Annotated in this window: 14 protein-coding genes and 1 pseudogene; 6 read left to right on the top strand and 9 right to left on the bottom strand. The window is 66.5% G+C overall.

Features of this window, described 5'->3' with window-relative positions; genetic code table 11:
• Positions 1-28 precede the first annotated feature (28 nt).
• The gene (locus ACTS1X_RS13555) at positions 29-505 is read left to right on the top strand and encodes a cytidine deaminase (protein WP_442614936.1); all 477 of its coding nucleotides are present in this window, start codon (positions 29-31) and stop codon (positions 503-505) included.
• Here ACTS1X_RS13555 and ACTS1X_RS13550 read toward each other — a convergent pair.
• The 4 genes and pseudogenes from ACTS1X_RS13550 to ACTS1X_RS13535 all read right to left on the bottom strand — a co-directional run bounded on the left by ACTS1X_RS13550 (position 502) and on the right by ACTS1X_RS13535 (position 3,790).
• Positions 502-1,437 carry an isopenicillin N synthase family dioxygenase gene (locus ACTS1X_RS13550; RefSeq protein WP_442614935.1) on the bottom strand — a complete coding sequence of 312 codons (936 nt, stop codon included), beginning with the start codon at positions 1,435-1,437 and terminating at the stop codon, positions 502-504. The two genes, ACTS1X_RS13555 and ACTS1X_RS13550, sit on opposite strands and share 4 nt — an antisense overlap.
• Before the next feature lie 119 nt (positions 1,438-1,556).
• Positions 1,557-2,126 carry a TIGR00730 family Rossman fold protein gene (locus tag ACTS1X_RS13545; protein WP_442614934.1) on the bottom strand — a complete coding sequence of 190 codons (570 nt, stop codon included), beginning with the start codon at positions 2,124-2,126 and terminating at the stop codon, positions 1,557-1,559.
• Between the two features lie 63 nt (positions 2,127-2,189).
• A pseudogene (locus ACTS1X_RS13540) lies at positions 2,190-2,330 on the bottom strand (adenosine kinase); the annotation flags it as partial.
• Between the two features lie 83 nt (positions 2,331-2,413).
• Positions 2,414-3,790 carry a mechanosensitive ion channel domain-containing protein gene (locus ACTS1X_RS13535; protein ID WP_442614933.1) on the bottom strand — a complete coding sequence of 459 codons (1,377 nt, stop codon included), beginning with the start codon at positions 3,788-3,790 and terminating at the stop codon, positions 2,414-2,416.
• A gap of 359 nt (positions 3,791-4,149) precedes the next feature.
• Here ACTS1X_RS13535 and ACTS1X_RS13530 point away from each other — a divergent pair, with 359 nt between their 5' ends.
• The 5 genes from ACTS1X_RS13530 to ACTS1X_RS13510 all read left to right on the top strand — a co-directional run bounded on the left by ACTS1X_RS13530 (position 4,150) and on the right by ACTS1X_RS13510 (position 9,057).
• Positions 4,150-7,008 carry a glycosyltransferase gene (locus ACTS1X_RS13530; RefSeq protein ID WP_442614944.1) on the top strand — a complete coding sequence of 953 codons (2,859 nt, stop codon included), beginning with the start codon at positions 4,150-4,152 and terminating at the stop codon, positions 7,006-7,008.
• 67 nt (positions 7,009-7,075) lie between these two features.
• The gene (locus ACTS1X_RS13525; protein ID WP_442614932.1) at positions 7,076-7,978 is read left to right on the top strand and encodes a glycosyltransferase; all 903 of its coding nucleotides are present in this window, start codon (positions 7,076-7,078) and stop codon (positions 7,976-7,978) included.
• 121 nt (positions 7,979-8,099) lie between these two features.
• A complete protein-coding gene (locus tag ACTS1X_RS13520) occupies positions 8,100-8,636 on the top strand; it encodes a DUF2975 domain-containing protein (protein WP_442614931.1) in 537 nt (178 codons plus the stop codon).
• A 12-nt stretch (positions 8,637-8,648) separates the two neighbouring features.
• Positions 8,649-8,864: a helix-turn-helix domain-containing protein gene (locus ACTS1X_RS13515; protein WP_442614930.1), complete on the top strand. Its 216-nt coding sequence runs from the start codon at positions 8,649-8,651 to the stop codon at positions 8,862-8,864.
• Complete coding sequence (locus ACTS1X_RS13510) at positions 8,851-9,057, top strand: hypothetical protein (protein ID WP_442614929.1); 207 nt, start codon at positions 8,851-8,853, stop codon at positions 9,055-9,057. Before ACTS1X_RS13515 ends, ACTS1X_RS13510 begins: the two co-directional genes overlap by 14 nt.
• On the opposite strand, the gene ACTS1X_RS13505 is transcribed toward ACTS1X_RS13510, so the two are convergent.
• The 5 genes from ACTS1X_RS13505 to ACTS1X_RS13485 all read right to left on the bottom strand — a co-directional run bounded on the left by ACTS1X_RS13505 (position 9,051) and on the right by ACTS1X_RS13485 (position 18,282).
• Complete coding sequence (locus ACTS1X_RS13505; protein WP_442614928.1) at positions 9,051-10,841, bottom strand: CHASE2 domain-containing protein; 1,791 nt, start codon at positions 10,839-10,841, stop codon at positions 9,051-9,053. The genes ACTS1X_RS13510 and ACTS1X_RS13505 overlap by 7 nt on opposite strands.
• Before the next feature lie 5 nt (positions 10,842-10,846).
• Positions 10,847-14,401, bottom strand: coding sequence for a FecR domain-containing protein (locus tag ACTS1X_RS13500; RefSeq protein WP_442614927.1), 3,555 nt, complete (start codon positions 14,399-14,401; stop codon positions 10,847-10,849).
• A gap of 177 nt (positions 14,402-14,578) precedes the next feature.
• On the bottom strand, positions 14,579-15,562 hold the full coding sequence (locus ACTS1X_RS13495) for a HupE/UreJ family protein (RefSeq protein WP_442614926.1): 984 nt from the start codon (positions 15,560-15,562) through the stop codon (positions 14,579-14,581).
• The gene (locus tag ACTS1X_RS13490) at positions 15,559-16,374 is read right to left on the bottom strand and encodes a peptidyl-prolyl cis-trans isomerase (protein ID WP_442614925.1); all 816 of its coding nucleotides are present in this window, start codon (positions 16,372-16,374) and stop codon (positions 15,559-15,561) included. The genes ACTS1X_RS13495 and ACTS1X_RS13490 overlap by 4 nt, the downstream gene beginning before the upstream one ends.
• 3 nt (positions 16,375-16,377) lie before the next feature.
• Entirely contained in the window at positions 16,378-18,282 is a 1,905-nt protein-coding gene (locus tag ACTS1X_RS13485; RefSeq protein WP_442614924.1) for a DUF3604 domain-containing protein, read from the bottom strand.
• Positions 18,283-18,459 lie beyond the last annotated feature (177 nt).

Raw genomic sequence — 18,459 nt, 5'->3', positions numbered from 1 at the left:
AGCCGGCCGCTTCGTCTAAGGAGGCGGCATGGCCGGAAAGCGACACACACGGGCGGAGCTGATCGCGCTGGCGCGCAACGCGGCGCTCAGCGCCCATGCGCGCTATTCGGGCTTTTCGGTCGGCTGCGCGATCGAAACCGAGGACGGCGCGGTCGCGACCGGCAGCAACATGGAAAACGCCTGTTACCGGCTCGGCGTCTGCGCGGAAATTTCGGCGCTCACCGCGGCGCAACAGGCGTTCGGGCTCGCCAAAGTCCGCCGCATCGCCGTTGCCGGCGGGCGGATCGGCGAAGACGGCACGCTCGCCGGCACGCAGACGGTGACGCCATGCGGCGGCTGCCGCCAGTCGATCGCCGAGGCGCGCGACCTTTCGGGCTTCGATATCGAGGTGATCTCCGCCTCGGGCGATGGCGGGACGTCGTCGAGCGCCACCATCTCGGCCCTGCTGCCCGCCAGTTTCGGCCGGGACGCCCTGAGGGATGCCGAGGACCAGGCCCGCGGCTAGACGAGATTGATCTCGCGCAGCCGCTCCAGCAGATAGTCGTGCGCCGTAATCGGCTCGGGATAGCGGCTCGGGCGATCCTCCGAGACGCAGCCCGGCAGCGTCCCGATCAGATAGTCGGGGCGGAAGTGGAGGAAGAAGGGCATAGAATAGCGCGAATGGTCGCGCCGTTCGGGCGGCGGATTGACGACGCGGTGCGTGGTCGAGGGCAGGACATGATTGGTCAGCCGCTGGAGCATGTCGCCGATATTGACGGCGAGTTCCCCTTCGCCGGGCTTTACCGGCAGCCAGTTGCCGTTCGCGTCGAGCAGTTCGAGCCCCGCCTCCTCCGCGCCGAGAAGCAGGGTGATCGTGTTGATATCCTCATGCGCCGCGGCGCGCACGCCGGGCGCGTCTTCGGGCACCGGCGGATAATGGATCAGGCGCAGGACCGAGTTGCCGTCCTCGACCGTGTCATCGAAAAAATCGGGCGACAGGCCGAGATAGGTCGCGATCGCGGTCAGGATGCGCAGCCCCGAGCTTTCCAGCGCGCTGTAAAGAGCCGTGAAGGTTTCGCGGAACCCCTCGACCTCCTCCGGCCAGATATTGGGGGCCATCAGACCGGCGAAGCGATGCCCCTCCGGCAGCGAGCGGCCGACATGCCAAAACTCTTTCAGGTCGTGCTCGGTCGCATCCTTGGCGACTTCGACGCCGAACGGCGTGTAGCCGCGCGCGCCGCCGCCGCCCTCGATATGATATCTGCGCTTCACCGCCTCGGGCAGCGCGAAGAATTCGGCCGTCTTGGCCCAGGCCTGTTCGATCAGATCGGCGGTAACGCCGTGATCGGAGACGATCGCAAACCCGCAGGTCCTGAACGATGCGCCGATCTCCTCGGCGAATCCGGCCGGGTCGCCGTCCGCATGGATAAGGGATACGGAAGCGATGTTGTCGGGCACGGCGCGATCCTGGAAAAGGGGCCCGGACACGGGCCATGAAGCGGGGATGACACAGCCTGTGTCAGCTAAGCAAGAGCCCTGCAAGCGCCGCGCTCGTCAGGTTGGCGGAACCGCCCATTTCACCAGGTCATCCCCTGTTTCGCGCCATTGGCCGCCTCGGCGAGCTGGTCGATCGCATCGCCGATATCGGTCGCGACGAGCAGTTGCGCGCGCCGTGCGGGCGAGATGAAGCCGTTGGCCATGGCATGGTCGACGAACCCGATCAGCGAGTCCCAGAAGCCGGCGACATTGAGCAGGAGGAACGGCTTGGCGTGATAGCCGAGCGCATTCCACGACCAGGCCTCGAACAGCTCGTCGAGCGTCCCGATCCCGCCGGGCAGCGCGACGAAGCCGTCGCACAGATCGGTCATCTTCGCTTTGCGCTCATGCATGGACGCGACGATATGAAGTTCGGTCAGGCCCCGATGCGCGACCTCGAGATCGACGAGCGCCTCGGGGATCACGCCATGCGCCTCGCCTTCGGCCTCGAGCACCGCATCGGCGATCGCGCCCATTAGGCCGAGGCGGCCGCCGCCATAGACGAGGCCGATATCGCGGGCGGCCATTTCCCTGCCGAGCGCCTCCGCCGCCTCCGCGAACCGCGGTTCCACGCCCGCGTTCGAACCGCAATACACGGCCAGTCTTCGCATTCCCTCGCCCCCGGACGATCGTCTGGCGCTCCGCATGGAGGCCGATGCGCGACTTGTAAACGCTCAATCGGCGGCGAGATGCCGGAGCTCGCCGAGCGGGCGGGCGCCGTAATCGGCGATGACTTCGGCCGCCGGCGCCGCGAGCGGCCGGCCCCGGGCATGGCCGGCGAGAAAGCTCGCGGCAAACAGGTCGCCGGCGCCGGTCCCGGCGTCCGGATCGCGCTCGCCATTCCTTTTTTCAACCCTTCATCGCGGGAGGGTTCGCATCGCCCGATCGGCGCCGAATCCTATTCGATCGGCCGACTGTCGTCCAAAAGATCCTTGCCGCCGGTTTCGGCTCTTTCTTCCGCCACCAGTCGTTCGATATGCGTATCGGGCGCCGTGTCCTGATCGTCGGCGGCATCGGGCGGCGGCGGTTTGGCCGGCTGCGGCGGCCGGCCGCTTGCGCCGGACAGCGCCCGTTTGATCGGCAGCGGCGCCATATCGTCGAACCGCAGCCGATAGATCGGTTCGGGCAGCGCGAAGCCCTGCTCCTCGAGCGCCGCCTTGGCCGCTTGGATCGCCTTGCTGCGACCCTTGTGGAAATCGGTTTGTGTCTGATCGAGCCAGCCGTGAAAGGTCAGCACGATATTCGAATCGCCGACATCGTGGATGACGCCGGTCGCCTCGGGCGTGGCAAGGACGAACGGCAGCGCGTTCAGCGCGGCAAGCCCGACGGCGATCCCGTCCGCCGCGTCGTCTTCGGCGTCGATGCCGAGTTCGAACGTGAAGCGCCGTTCCGGGTTGCGCGTATAGTTGAGGATGACCGATTTGAAGACGACCGAGTTGGGGACCCTCAACTGGTTGCCGTCGAGCGTCATCAGGATGGTGGCCCGCGAGGTCAGCCGCACGACGCGGCCCTCATGGGTATCGACGACGATATGGTCGTTCGCGCGAAAGGGCTGCCTCAGGCTCAGCATCAGGCTCGATACATAATTGTCGACCGTGTCGCGCACCGCGAAACCGATCGCCAGCCCGATCACGCCGGCACCGCCGAGCACCGCGCCCAGGAGCGCCGTGGCACCGAGGATCTGCATCAGGACAAGCATGGCGATGACGATCGCCAGGAACCGGATCGAGGTCGCGATGAGCTCGGCCATGAAGACATTGGGTGCGATCCACTGCCAGAGCCGTTCTCGCGCGGCGATCCAGTAGCCGAGCAGGCCGATCAGGATGGCGATGCCGAAGGCAACGGCGACGAGCGGCAGCGCGTTGGCGAGGCCGCGCAGATTGTCCTGGAACGCGACCAGCGTCGGCGCCACATTGGTTTCGACATCGAGATTGCGCTCGAGTTCGTTTTCGACCGTGACGACGCCGGTGACGCGCGAAGCGATCGCTTCGGCCCGCGCTATGTCCTCGGCGGTCGGGACCGTTCCGGCCAGCGTAACGACCCCCGCGCGGGATTCGACCGAAACGTCGGACAGTGCGTCGATCTGGCCGAAAATGTCCGCGATCCGGTCGGCGATCTCGCGGTCGGGCGGACCCTCGCTGGACAGCTCGATGGCCTGCTCGGGCGGTTCGGCGCTCGGCTCCGCCTCGCTTGTCAGCAGGTCTTGGCCGGCGGCGGGTGCCGCGGCCAGGCACAGCATCAGGCACAGCGGCAGCGAAAGAAAGAGCAATCTCATCCGCTTAGCGTGGCACGATTCGGGCGCCGTGATAAGCCGTTTCGAAGCCGGGCATCGATCTGCCGCGGAACACGCCGCGCGCATAGTAGCGCTCATCGGCCGGACCGGTGGTCGATGGCGTGCCGCTGATCCCCATCGCCCTGGTCACGCTCCCGCAGCGGTTCGCCGAAACGCCATCGGTCGCGGCGAATGCGTTTGCCGACGACCGATTTCCGTTTTCCGATTCCGACGCTATAGAAACGACTCTTCCGTGGGACGACAAGCAGCGACTGTGGCGGGGCCAAAGATGAGGTCTTCCGCCCCGGCTGCGTGGGAAGAGGAGCGGGGGCATCGAACGGAAGGCTGTCATAATATTGGGTATGCATCGGTCGGGCACGTCGGCACTGGCGCGCACCGTCGACCTTGCCGGCTGGACCATGGCCAGGACCCTGATGCGGCCGTCAGAGGCCAATCCGCCCGGCCATTGGGAATCGACGCCGATCGTCAGTCTCAACAATCGGGTGCTGGCGACGCTCGACCGGACCTGGGCCGATCCCAAACCGCTGCCCGAGGATTGGCAGAAGCGGGCCGAGATGGCGGCTATTGCCGATCGCGCAGCGGAGCTGATCGGAGACCAGTTCGGCGACGCCGATCGCATCGTCGTCAAGGATCCCCGGTTTTCGCGGCTGCTGCCGCTGTGGCGCACGGTGTTCGACAAGCTCGGCTATCGTCCGCATTTCATCATCGCCTGCCGAAATCCGCTGGAGGTGGCCGCTTCACTGCGAAAACGCGACGCCATGCGGCGGAACCATGCGATCCTGCTCTGGCAAAGCTATATGACGGAGGCCGAATATCATACGCGCGGGCTGCCCCGGACGCTCGTCCATTACGGGAAGTTTCTTGCCGATTGGAGGTCTGTCCTGCTCGGCCGGGGCATGGCGGACATTGTCGGACCGGACGGTATTGCGGACGACGCGGCCACGGCGATCGACGACTTTCTGGACCCGCGGCATCGGCATGGAAAGATACCGGACCGGGATGTCTTCCGATCAAAGCGCGTCTGGGCACCGGTCAGAAAGCTCTACGCGCTGTTCACGGATACCGAACAGGGTCTCGATGCCGCATCGGACGAGTTCGACGAACTCCGCGCTGTCTGGTCGAAGACGTGGCTCGCCCGAAGCCCGGGCGCAAGCGCTTCGATCTATCGGGACAAGATCCCGCTGAGCTGGATCCAGAAGAGCCGCGAGGATGCGAGGGGCGGCGCTTTGGCAGACGCGATCGCGGCGGCACGCAAGGCGGTCGAGATCGATCCGCGGATCGCGCGGCACCAATATCATCTGGGTTCGCTGCTCGAAGAGAATGCCGAGCTTGAGGAAGCCGAGCGGGCCTATTCCCGCGCCGCCGCCCTGTATGGCGAGGAACCGCGCTATCTGCGATCCTGGGCCAAGATCCTGCGCCGTCTCGGTCACCTGGAAGAAGCGGCGAACGTCATGACCCAGGCGCTCGCAATCGAACCGGACAATGCCGACAATCACCTGTTGCTGGGCAAGTTGCTTGCCGAAGACGATCGTCCCGACGCCGCTGCCGACGCCTTCGGCCACGCAATCGAGCTGGCGCCGGCCAAGGCGGAATATATGAAAGCCTATAGCGAGACACTGCTCAGGGTCGATCGTCCCGACGCCGCGGTCGAGATTGCCGAACGCGCGGTCGAATCCTCCCCGGACAACCCCGAATTGCTCCGACAGCTTGCGAAAAGCCTTGCTGCCGCGCAAAAGTTCGATCGCGCCGAGAAGATGTTCGAAAAGGCGATCGCCCGGGGCGGCACGGGTGCAGACTATCTCATTCCCTACCAGACGCTGCTCGCGCGGCGCGGCAAATACCAGGATGCTATCGAGTTGACGCGTCGGTGCATCGCGGCGGAACCGACCGTTGCCAAGCATCACTGCGATCTGGCCGATCTGCTGCTCGGCATGGGCAATCTCCATGCGGCCGCCTATTCGCAATCCCGCGCCGTGGAACTCAGCCGGCGCGCCATCGGATTGGCGGAAGGCGGCAACGATGCCGCCAGCATCGACGAGCTCGAAGCGTATCTGATCCAAGGGGAGGCTGTCCTGCGGAACCGGGCGCAGGTCGAAGAGCTGGCGATCCTCCTGTCCTGGAACCGGGCGCAGGAACTGGCCGGCGAATTCAGCAACGCCGGTCTTGCGGGCGCGCTACGGCTCGACGCGGGATCGCCCGCGGGCGAGACGATCGGCCGGCCGCCGCCCATTCGCATGCCGCCCTCTCACGACGCCTGGCGGTCGAAACTGTCCGGGCTCATCGGGGCCAATCGTCGGCGACCGCTGGTGTCCGTCATGATCCCCGCCCACAATGTCGCCAATCCGGACTGGCTCAAACAGTCGCTCGAGAGCCTTGTGACCCAGAAGCTGGACACCGGCGAAATCGAGATCATGATCGTCGACGACGCATCGGACAGCGATCGGACGAAGGAGATCGCCGGCGAATTTTCGCCGCAGGTCCGTTTCATTGCGAACAGGAGCAATCTGGGGCTCGTCGACAACCATAATCGCTGCCTCGACCTGGCCCGGGGAGAATTCGTCCACATCCTGCATCAGGACGATTTCGTCGACGAGGGATTCTACCGGAAACTGCTGCCGCCGCTCATGGTCGAGGATCGGCTCGTCGCCGCATTCTGCCGGGCGCGGTCCGTCGACGCGGAGGGCCGGCATCGCGGAGAGCAGCCGATACTCCAGCAAAATCCCGGGGTGATCGACAATTTTACGAGGAAGCTCGCCGCGCGCCAGCAGATATTGTTTCCCGCGATCATCGTGCGACGAAGCGCCTATGAAAAGATCGGCGGTTTCCTGCCGGCTTCGACCTTCGCGTTCGACTGGGAGATGTGGGCGCGACTGTCCGCCTTTGGCGAGATTTGGTACGATCCCGAGATACTGTGCAGCCATCGCGAACACGCGTCCTCGACCACCAACAGCCTGGGCCATCTCGCGCGCCTGATCGACGGCGTCCGGATCGCCGCGTTCAACGCCGGCCACCTCCCCCCTTCGCAACGCCGCCCGACCTTGGCCACGTCGATCTATCGGTTGCTGCTGCGGGACTGGCACCGGATCCTGCGCAGGGAATTCGACGCCGGTGCGGACATCGAGGAATGGGTTGCCTTCCTGATCGGCAGATCGCTGGGCAACCGATCGAAACATCTGCTCGCGGGCGCGCTGATCGGGTGAAACTGCCCCGCGTCCGTCCCGCGGCAGTCCTTCACAGATGCGACGGAGTTTCTTACGGCATGGCGTGATGCAGAAACCCGCGCTTTCGATCGTCGTGATTTTCCATGAGATGCGCCGCGAAGCGGAACGGACATTGTTCACGCTTTCGCCGGGCTATCAGCGCGATGTCGGACCCGACGATTACGAAGTGATCGCGATCGACAACGGATCGCGCGAACCGCTCGACGGGGCGTTCGTCGCCGGGTTCGGCCGCAACTTCCGCCACATCCTATTCGAAACCTCTTCGCGCTCGCCGGCCGCTGCGGTGAACCACGGCATCGACGCGGCCCGGGGGGAACTGGTCGCCGCGGTCGTCGACGGTGCGCGCATGGTTTCGCCCGGTCTCGTCGCCGCGACGATCGGGGCCGCGGCAACCCGGCCCGACCCCTTCATACTCGCGCTGGCCTGGCATCTGGGTCCGGACGTCCAGAACGTCTCGATGCTCGGCGGCTACGACCAGGACGCCGAAGACGCCCTGCTCGCCTCTATCAACTGGCGCGGGGATGGCTATGCGCTGTTCGACATCGCGACATTGGCCCCCTCCTCGCGATGCGGGTTTCGCGGCGGCATGCCGAACGAATGCAGCTGGTTCGCGATGCCGCGCGACACGTACCGGCGCCTCGGCGGCTTCGACGAACGATTCCAGTCGCCGGGCGGCGGCCTCGTCAATCAGGATTTCCTGCACCGGGCCCTCGCCGTACCCGAAATCCAGCCGATCGTGCTTCTCGGCGAAGGCTCTTTTCATCAATTCCATGGCGGCGTGGCGACGAACGTGCCGATGGCCGAGCATCCGATGCCGGAATTCCGCGCCGAATATGCGCGGATCCGCGGCCGGGCCTTCGCTCCGCCCCCACCGCCCGATCCCCGCTATTTCGGCCGGATGCCGCGCCGGGCGCGCCGATTCCTGGCGGACGGTCCCGAGCGCGAATAGACGCGGCCGTGCGAGGGATTCGCCACCGTTCCGGTCGAATTGGTCGATGGCGAAAATCAACGCTTGCCTTATAAAATTAAAGTTATACTTTAATTTTATCGTTTAAGAGGCATGATTCGCTATGGCAGAGACTGCGTACCACCGCCGCTTCGCCCGGTTTCTGGCCTTGGCCACTCTTGCCGGCGCCATCGCCCTGCCGCTGATCGCGCTGGCGATCTGGATCTTCTGGGACTCGCTGGCGCCCGCGGCATCCGCCAATCTGGGCCATGGCTTCGACCTGTCGGAGCTCGGTCCGGGCGCGCGTCTCGCAGGACTGGCGGTATCCCTCGCCGGCGCGCTGCTCTGGTCCTATGGCCTACTGGCACTCCGGCACACCTTTCTGGAAGCCGCGAGGGGCCGCCCCCTGTCGCGGGAGGCGGTGCGCGGTTTCCGGCGGTTCGCGTGGATCGCGCTGGCCATGGTGTTCGTCGGCGCGCTGCAGCGGACACTCTACATCCTGATCTATTCGATCAGCAACCCGGGCATGGACGGGCAGCTCTCGATCCAGTTCGGAACGCCCGAGCTGGGCGCGCTCTTCATCGGCCTGCTCTTCGTTTTCGTCGCGCATGTGTTCGCCGCCGGACAGCGGGCGGCCGATGAAAACGAGCGATTCCTGTAGCGGCCCGGCCGGATGCGGATCGTCATCAACCTCGATGTGATGCTGGCCCGGCGCAAGATGCGCCTCAAGGAGCTGGCCGCCGCGATCGGGCTGACCGAACAGGCGCTGTCGATGATCAAGACCAACAAGGTGCGCGGCGTGCGCTTCGATACGCTGGTCAAGATCTGCAACGCGCTCGACTGCCAGCCCGGCGACATATTGGAGTTCGTGCGCGATGAAGAGAATTAGGGTTCTGGCGATCGCCGGCATGGCCATGGGCTGCACCGCCTGCGCGACGATGGACTGGCAAAGCGACGGCGAAGCCTGGCGCGAAAGCCAGTGCCGCGCGAAATACGGCGCGCCGTGCGCGGAGCTCGACCGGCAGCGGATCGAGCATGACCTGCGCGACGTGGTCCCCGAGTTTGGACCGGACGGTCACTGACCGGTCGCCCCGCGGCCTGGTTCCGCGATGGTGAACACCGAAATCGCCTCGACCTTGCCGCGCACCGCGATGCGATCGATTTCGTCGAGCGCCACCGCGTCGCCGACGAGATTCGCGGTCGCCTCGCCGATCACGAGACCGACCCCGTAATCCTTGCACTTGGCTTCGAGCCGCGACGCCGTGTTGACCGCATCGCCGAGCGCCGAATAGTCGAACCGCTGGTCAGAGCCCATATTGCCCACCACGCACCGCCCGGTGTTGAGGCCGATACCGATCCGGATCGGCATCGGCTGCCCGTCCCGTCGCGGCATGCGTCCGGCCAACGCGGCGTTGATACCGGGCATCGCGTCGCGCATCGCCATGCTCGCCTCGAGCGCGTGCATCGCATGGTCGGGATCGTCGAGCGGCGCGTTCCAGAAGGCCATGATGCAATCGCCCATATATTTGTCGATCGTGCCGCCATGGGTGATGACGATGTCGGAAAGCGGGGTCAGCACGTCGTTGATCAGGCGGACCAGCGCTTCGGGATCGTCCTTCATCGCTTCCGATATCGCGGTGAACCCGCGGATATCGGCAAAGAGGATCGTCAGTTCGCGCTGCTCGCCGCCGAGCTTGAGGAGTTCCGGCTTGGCGATCAGCTGTTCGACCACAGCCGGCGCGACATATTGGGAAAAGGCGCCCTGAATCTCGCGCCGCCGCCGCTGCTCGGCGGCGAAATCGCGCCCGCCGATCGCCATGACGGTCAGGACGGCGGCGAATACGGGCTCGGCCGGCGACACCCAGAGCCGGCCGAAGCGCAGCGCGAGCCAGCTCGTACCCACGGCAACGAGCAGCACCCCGAGCGCGAGGGCCAGCTTGCGGACCATGCTGTGCGGGTGCGACGCGGCGAGCCCGCCCGCGACACCCAGCAGCAGCGCGATCCAGGCCAGCCATTCGGGCTGCGGCCGGATCGAGAGGCCGTGCTTGAGATTGTCGAACAGGGTCGCATGCAGTTCGGGACCCGGCATCAGCCGCCGCGTGGTCAGCGTGTAGGGGGATTCGAACACGTCGACGCCGGTCTCGCCCACTTCGGGCGAGGCCTGGAGATTGTAGCCGACGATCACGACGGCGTCGCGCAGCATGCCGGGCGGCAGGAAACGGTCCGGATCGAGCGCCTGATAGTAGGAGATGCGGGGATAGCTGCCGGCCGGGCCGAAATACTGGATCAGATCGCCGCCGGCGTCCCGCGCCGCTTCCCCTCCGCCGGCCTCGAGCAGCCGCCGGGCGAACCCGTCTTCGTAGCGCGGCACGGTGCGCGCGACGCCGTCGCTTCCGAGCGGGATGCTGACGATGCCGCTCGTCGCCCCCGCCTCGATCAGCGCGGGAAAGGGTTCGGTGCGGACGAGCATCGTCCCGAAATCGCTTTCGGCAAGCGACTCGTCGGCGGCGAAGACGATATCGGGCCCGGCCGCGGCGGCGAGCGCCGCATCGGCGGCGGGATCGGATCCTTCGGCGAAGACGACATCGAAACCGATCGTGCGCACGCCCGCCTCGCGCAGCGCGGCGATCAGTTCGGCATGGATTTCGCGCGGCCAGGGCCATTGCAGGCCGATCTGCGAGAAGCTCGGCTCGTCGATCGCGACGAGCACGACGCCCGGCACTTCGGGTGCGGGCTGGCCGATCGTCGACAGCATGTCGAAACCGCGATGGGAGATGTCGTTCCACAGCGGCAGCATGCGCAGCAGCGCGACGAGCAGGAATACGACCAGGGCGATGGCCGCGTTGGAAGAGAGCCGATGCAGCATCGCCGCTAGAACCGGACCGCGGCGGAGAGGAGCAGGGTGATGCCGGGCGCCGGGACATCCGTTGCCGACATATAATCATTGTCGAACAGGTTGAGCGCCGCCAGCGAAAGGAGGAAGCGCCGGTCCATCGGCTCCCACTCGACCCGGAGATCGACCGTTGCATAGTCCTCAAGCGAACGGCGAATGTCGTCGCGCTGCCCGCCGACATAGTTCGCCGCAAGGATCGTCCGCAGCCGTACCGGGGCGGGAAGCGCCCATATCAGGCTGGCGCGACCGACATGGCCGGGCACGAAGGGCAGCCGGTCGCCATCTTCGAACTGGCATTCGAACCTGTCGATATCAGCCGTATCGCAACCGAAGCCGCCGCCCAAAGCCTGCGGGGCGTTGTCGCCCGTGACGAAGGAACCGCGGATCGCGCTGTCAGTGTAGGCATAGGCGGCGCGCAGGCCGATATTGGCGCCCGGCCACCAGTTCAGTTCCGCGCCCAGCCGCCGGACCGTAACCGGCCCGCCCTCGGCGTCGATCCTCAGATCGGGAATCTTGTAATCGACCGCGGCGAAACGCTGATCCTGATATTCGATAGTGGTGAAGAGCCGCTCGCTCCACTGCGCGTCCCAGCGCGCGATATGGCTGCGCGAGCGCGACAGCGCAGCGGCCGGCGCGATATTCGCCTTGAGCCCGATAACGTTGACCGGGCGGAAGCTGAGCGGGAACAGGCTCTCGGTTTCGCGCAGCGTGGCGAAGCGGAGCCATTGACCCACTACCGGCTCGATGGCGCCGCCCAGCCGCCAGTTGAACCGCGTCCGTTCATTGGTGAACAGGGTGCCGCCGCCCTCGATGCGGTCGGTCAGCCGGACATTGACGAGTTCCGCCTGCCCCTGGAGGATCAGCCAGTCGGCCGCACGGTAGCGCAGATCGACATGGCCGCGCAGTTCACGCACCTCGAGATTGATGTTGGGCACTTCGGTCGTGTCGCGCGTGGCGGGAATATCTGCGTTGAACGGAAAGCTGCGGTCGCGCACCGTAATATCGGCAAATTCGACGCCGGTGCGGACATCGAGAAAACCGAAGCTGTGGGCATAGTTGGCGCTTAGATAGGAAAAGTCGATCTCGTCGATCGTTATCCTGTCGGGCAGCGGACCCAGGGAACTCAAATCATATCGCTCGATCGTTTCGCCGATCGTGCCATAGCCCGCCGCAATCGTGCTGCGGCTGCGATAGCCGAATTCGTGGCTCCACAGGCCGAAAGCGAAGCGGGCGTCGGTTCGTTCCAGTTCGCGCGGATCGGGCGAGGCCGGATCGGACAGGAAGGCGAACTGTTCGCTCACGGCGCGTTCGCGCTCCCGCTCATAGGTAAGGTTGATCGCGAACTGGTCATGCGGACCGGGTTCGAAGCCCACAAATGCCTCTATGGCGAGATCTTCCCCGCCATCGCCGAGCGAGAAAAAGTCGAGTTCGGGCCGCTGCCGCGCGTCGCGGAAGTCGGTATAACCGGCATTGACGTTGAAGCCGATCGGGAAAGGCGCGGAAACGATCCCGTTCAGGCTGCCGCGCGCAATGATCCGCTCGCGCAGATCTTCGGTCAGATAGGATGCGCCGAGTTCGGCCTCGAAGAAATTGCCATTGCCGAACAGCAGTTGCCGCTCCGAATTGGCGACGCTCAGCGGATCGAGTGCGATGCCCTGGAGGAAGCTCGAGAGCTGGTCGAGATCTTCGGCCGCCTCGGCGTTGAAACTGCCATCGGCGTCGCGCACCACGAATGGCCCCGGCGTCTGGTTCAGCGCCTGATCGAAATAGCTGGACGGCGTGAAACTGTCGAAGACCCGGTCGGCATAGTAGCGGCCCCAGCCCTCAAGCTGAAGAAAGCGGAATGCCTGCGAAACGAGGCTCCCGGTTTCGCGATTCTCCGACAGGTTCGAATAGACGCCGCCGCGCGCCCGGAAACGGTCGAGCGCGTCGCCCGCGCTGACGATCGCCTCATCGGCGCTGTAGCGGTGCAGAGCGATCGCGGTCCGGGCGAGCGGAATCAGCGGGCTGTTCGCGTCGAGCCGGTCCGCGGCGTCCAGTTGCTGCGCCGCGGACGCGCTATCGCCGAGCCGGTAATAGGTCTCGGCCAGCTGGATCAGCGGCCGGGCATAGGCGGGATTGTCGGCCGAGGCGGCGAGCCCCTCGTCGAGCGCGCGCTCCAGCCGGCCCGTGCGCAGATGATATTCGGCGAGCGAACTGCGTACGACCGAAAGCGACGGATCGAGTTCGAGCGCCCTTTCGCTCGCGCCGCGCGCATCCTCCATGCGCCCCTGATCGAGCAGGATCAGCGCGCGCCGCGCATGGAGCGCGGCATTGGCGGGATCGAGCAAAAGAGCTGCGTCGATCGCCCGCATCGCCTCGCGCCCCGCGCCGCGTTCGAGCCGGATGTCGCTCAGCGTCTGGTAGCTGCGCGGCCGGTCCGGATCGAGCGCGACCGCACGCTCGGCATCGGCCAGCGCGCGATAGGGTTCGCCCAGATAATCGGCGGCGATCTCGGCGCGCAACGCCAGCGCCGCCGCATCGCCGGGATTGCGCGCCAGCGCCGCAGCGATCGCTGCGCTCGCCATGTCGGCATCGCCGAGCAGCAGCGCCGTGCGCGCCTTTATCTCATAGAGGCGCGCGGCGTCGGGAAAACGGACCAGCCCCGCATCGGCAGTCGCCAATGCCCGATCGAGTTCGCCGATATAGCTCTCGATATAGGCGCGCACCGCATGGGAATCCGCATCATCCTCGTCGAGCGGCGGGATTTCCCGCTCCTCGCCCGCGCGGATCGCGACGACGAAATCGACGAAACCGGCGGCCGCTCCGCCCTGCGAACCGCCCGCAGCGTCGATCGCGGCGCGCGCGCCCGCCCAGTCGCCGCGCCGCGCTTCCGCCAGCCCGGGCACGGCGTCGCCGGCGAACAGGTCGAGCCCGTCCTCAAGCGCGAGGAAATAGAGCATTTGTTCGCGCCCGACGGGATCGACGAGCGCGACGCGGGTCGGCGCCCGGCCGAGCAGCGCACTGGCCGCCTCGCCCGCGCCGACCGACACGCTGCCCCGATCGTTGAACAGTTCGACCTCGCCCGAAAAGACCTGCAGCGATGTCTGGTCTTCATCGGCCGATATCGACCATTCGGTGCCCCGGATGCCGGCGGTCGCGGCGGGCGTTTCGACCGACAGGTTCGAGCCGCCGCCGCGCGGGGTGCGTCCCCAGGCCCGGCCGCGGCGCAAGGTCACCGAGGACGGCGAACCGCGGCGAACGGCATTGACCCGCAGCACCGAATTGCGCGCCAGCCGAATCTGCGTCCGGTCGGCGAAGACGATGGCGAGCGCGCCGCGCGCATTGGTGCGGATCACGTCCCCGGCTTTCAGATTCTGCCGTACTTCGAGCCGGCGGACGGTCGGCGACGGCACCAGGGTCGCGGTCTCGCCGCCGCGCGCCGAGATGACTCGGCCCGACAGCGGCGCATCGCGCGGCACCGGATCGGCCTGGGCGGGCATGGCGGTGGCTAGGGCCAGCATGGCTGCCGGCATCAGGCGCAATCTGGGCATCAAGCTGTTTGTCCTCACACGCTGATGCGGCCCGGCGCGGACGGCGACTGCCGACCACGCACGCGTCCTACAGAAAAATCGCCGCGCCACCAACCGCCTTTGCGGTAGCCGCTGAAATCGCGGAAGAACCCCGGCGATGTTTGCCGTGCCGTACCCTTCGCGCGCCCGCCCGCCGTCTCATGCGAATGTGCGTTCGATGAACCAGTAGCTGGCCGTAATGCCGATCGCATAGGCGGCGAGCCGCCTCGCCGGCCGGGAAACGGAGTGCGCGACACGATCGGCCAGCGCGATCATGCCAAGCGCCACGAAGACGATGGCGAGTTGGCCGAACTCGACGCCGAGATTGAACGCCAGCAGCGCCATCGGCGTTTCGCTTTCCGGCAACCCGATTTCGGCAAGCGCGCCGGCAAAGCCGAAGCCGTGGAGCAGGCCGAACAGAAAGGCGACGAGCCAGGGGATGCGTTCGGACAGGCGCGGCGGTTCGCCGTCACGCCGTTTGACGATCTCGACCGCCAGGAACAGGATCGACAGGGCGATAACGGCTTCGACCGGACGCTGCGGAAGCCCGAAAAAGCCGAGCGTCACCCCGACCAGCGTGATCGAATGCGCGATCGTGAAGGCCGTGACCGTCTTGGCGATCGTCCAGCCGCCCCGGAGCAGCAGGACGAGCGCCAGGACGAACAGCAGGTGATCGAAGCCGAACAGGATATGCTCGACGCCGAGCAGGAGATAGGCGCCGCCCACCTGCCAGCGGCCGGGCCGTTCGGCGATGACCACCAGCGGTTCGGCCGCCGTCAGCCGAAGCGCCTGCACCGGCCGGTCCAGCGGCGCGACACGGACCAGCACGTCGACCAGGCCGGCCTCGAAATCGGCAAGACCGATCCGCCGTCCGGCAACCGGAGCGCTGCATTCGACCGGCCATTGGGTGACGATCGCGCGCGCCGACGGTATCCTCACGGGTTCGCCCATCGTGCAGCCCGCCGGGACGACCGGGTTCGCCGCGAGCGTCCCGCCATTGCCGAAGGGTGCCTTCCAGTTCAGCCGCCACCGGATCTCGCTTTCCTGGGTGAAATCGAGATAGCCGGGGCGCATCTCGTCGGCCGAAGCCGCGGTCGGCAGCATGGCGACCATCAGAACGAGGATCGCGACCAGATATTTCAATCGACGTCCGCCACGTCGACCGAATAGCGGGCCCGCAAGAGCGCATAGGCCTCTTCCTCGCGTTCGGCGAGGGTCGCGGCGCGCCAGTCATTCTCGACCCGCTGCCGGACATCGGCGAGCGCCGGCGCAACGCCGGGCTCGTACGCCGTCACCCGGACCAGATGGTTGCCGAAGCCGGACCGGACCGGCCCCTGCCATTCGCCGATCCGTTCCGGATCGATCGCCCGTGCGAACGCCTCGCCGAACCGGCGTTCGATCGCAGACCGGCCGGCGTCCGTCATCGACGGCGGCAGCGAGATGGGTGCGCCGAGGCCGGCCGGATCGGCGCCCGCTCGCAATTGCCGCAGGAGATCGTCCGCTTCGCCGCGCTCGCCCAGATAGACCTGATCGAAGCTCATCGTCGCGCCCGGCGCGTAGAGAGCGGCGTGGTCCTCCAGCCATTGGCGAAGCACCGCCTCGTCCGGACTCTCGGATTCCGCCGTCGCCCGGGCGAGAAACTCCATCTTGGACTGCAGGCGGCGGCGGATCACGATGTCGTCCTGATCGAGGCCGAGACGCAACGCCTCGCGGTAATAGATTTCCTCGCGGACATGGGCCTCGATCGCCCGATCCAGCTCGTCCGCCGTCGGCGGACGCTGCCAGATGCGCTCCCAGTTCGCCGACAGCCGCGCTATCTGGTCTTCGTCGACCGTAATCGTCCGGCTGCCGGGATCGACCGCGTCCGACCGGCCGAGAACGAGGAATAACAGCAGCCCCGCGAGGAGGAAATGGACGAGCGGCTCGCGCGCAAGGGACCGCCAGCGGCTTTTCATCGACTAGGCTTCCGGCGAATACCAGACCGGCGAGCTGTAGGCGCGCTCCTGCGCGACCAGTTCGGTTTCCGGATCGATGTCCGCGCCGAAGCGCAGGCGGTCGTAGACGGGCCAGCGCGGCGTCGGAATTTCGAGTACGCGGACATAATAGAAGGCGCGCTCCGAAGGGTCGAAATCCGGATCGGCCCAGACCGTCCGGAGTTCCGGATCGCCGATGCTGTTTTCGTAGCTCGCCGTTTCGAGGCTCACCGTGCTGCCGACCGGCGCGAGGTTGCCCTCGGCATCGATGCTCCGCTCATCGGCATCGCCCCACGCCACGTCATAGACCCTTTCCTGCAGCTCGCCATCGGCATCGAGCCAGCCCTTGACGATCTGGATGCGGTCGAGATGGGCGCCTTCGGGATCCATGAGCGCGGTCACGAGAAACCGCGGCGCATCGCCGGTGCCCGAGAGATTGCCGCCCATCGGCACCGCGCGATCGTAGAGGCTGCACGGGTCGGCGGCGAGATCGGCGTCCGAAAGATCCCAGCCGGCGAACAGCCGGACGGTCATCCGCGGCCCGGTGGTCGCATAGACCTCCCGGCGCGCCATCGCGTCGAACAGCGCCGCGCGCGAGTTGGCGCCGGCCCATACCCCGGCATAGCCGCCCGCGAGATACTGCCAGCCGACCCGCCCGCGGATGGCCGCGCCGATCGAACTGGCCGCGCGATTGGCGTTGGGTTCGTCGGCGACGAACTTGCCGAAATAATTGTCCTCGTCTCCGGTCGCGAGCGCCGTGTGACTGTCGGTGGCTCCGATCATCCCGAACTGGAAGGGATTGATGCCCAGCATCGATTCGAGAAGCAGGCCGCGCTTCAGCGCCTCGCGCGCATACTCGCCGGCGAACATGCCGGGCTCCTTGGGTGCCGACGCGTCGAGATTGGCCGTATCCCATCCCGTGTTGCCGAAATCGGCGAATTCGTCGTCGGGAGAAAGCGCCGGATGCGATTCGCCGTCGCCCTTGAACTGCGTGACTTCGACGATCGGCTCCCAGCGCCGGCGCCGCTCCGCATAGTCGCGGGTCAGCGGGCCACCCTCGAAATCGGTCATCGCGAACATCAGGCCGTTGGAGAGATTGGCATTGTGCGGAATGGCCATCGCCCGGCCGCCGGTCCGTTCCTCATAGGCGGCGAGATAGGCCCAGAGATCCTCCGGATCCTGGCTCTGATTGGCCGGGAAGGGCAGCGTATCGCCGAACACGTCCGTGCCGTCGCGAAACATCACCACGCGATGCAGATTGTTGCCCGTCGGCATCGACGTATATTCATAGCCGATGAAGCTCGTGAAGGTGCCGGGGTCGTTATAGCGCTCGACGGCTTCGAGATGCTCCTGCCAGGTCGAAGCGATCGTCTCGCGCGCCAGTTCGGGATCGGCCAGCCGCTCGGGCAGGCTGTTCTGCGCATAGCCGACGATCAGTTCGCGCGCGGCCCGGGTCGACTGTTCGTAGCTCTCGTTCATCATCTCGTGCCAGCGCCGGATCGTCGGATCGGAAATCAGCTCGGGATCGCCTTCGGCAATGCGCCTGCCGATGCCGATGACTTCGGCATGATCGGAGACGACGAGGAAATCGAGCGGCCGGGAGAGCTGCGCGTCGAGGCCGGTAGTCGAGCGCACCTGATCGCCCCGCGCGAAACGCAGCGCATCCTCGGTCGTCAGCCGAACGCCGTTGAACACCGCGTCGGCGCTGTTGGCCGTGTGGAGATGGGTGTCGCCCCAAAAAACCTGGCTGGGACAGGCGGTCGTACCGCCGTCCGCCGAATTCGCGAGCTGCTGCGGAGTCTGCTGTTGCTCGCCGGACTGGCAGGCCGGCAGCATCATGGCCGACAGCGCGAGCGCTGCGCCCGTCCCTCGCAGTTTGCGTTTCATCATCGCGGTGCCCTCCCCTGTCACTGGAGGTGATTATGCGCCCGTAACGACAACCGGCGCAAGGGGCCGACCGGCCGGGCGGCCCGAGCCGAGCCGATCAGGGCGTTGCCGGTTCCCGCATCCGCGCCGACAATGCAGACGAAGGTCGCGATACCCTTTACCGGTCACCATGCTACTGAG

It is taken from the genome of Parasphingopyxis sp. (genome assembly GCF_052168275.1).
In the GTDB taxonomy this organism is placed as follows: domain Bacteria; phylum Pseudomonadota; class Alphaproteobacteria; order Sphingomonadales; family Sphingomonadaceae; genus Parasphingopyxis.
This window is presented reverse-complemented; position numbering and strand designations above follow the sequence as displayed.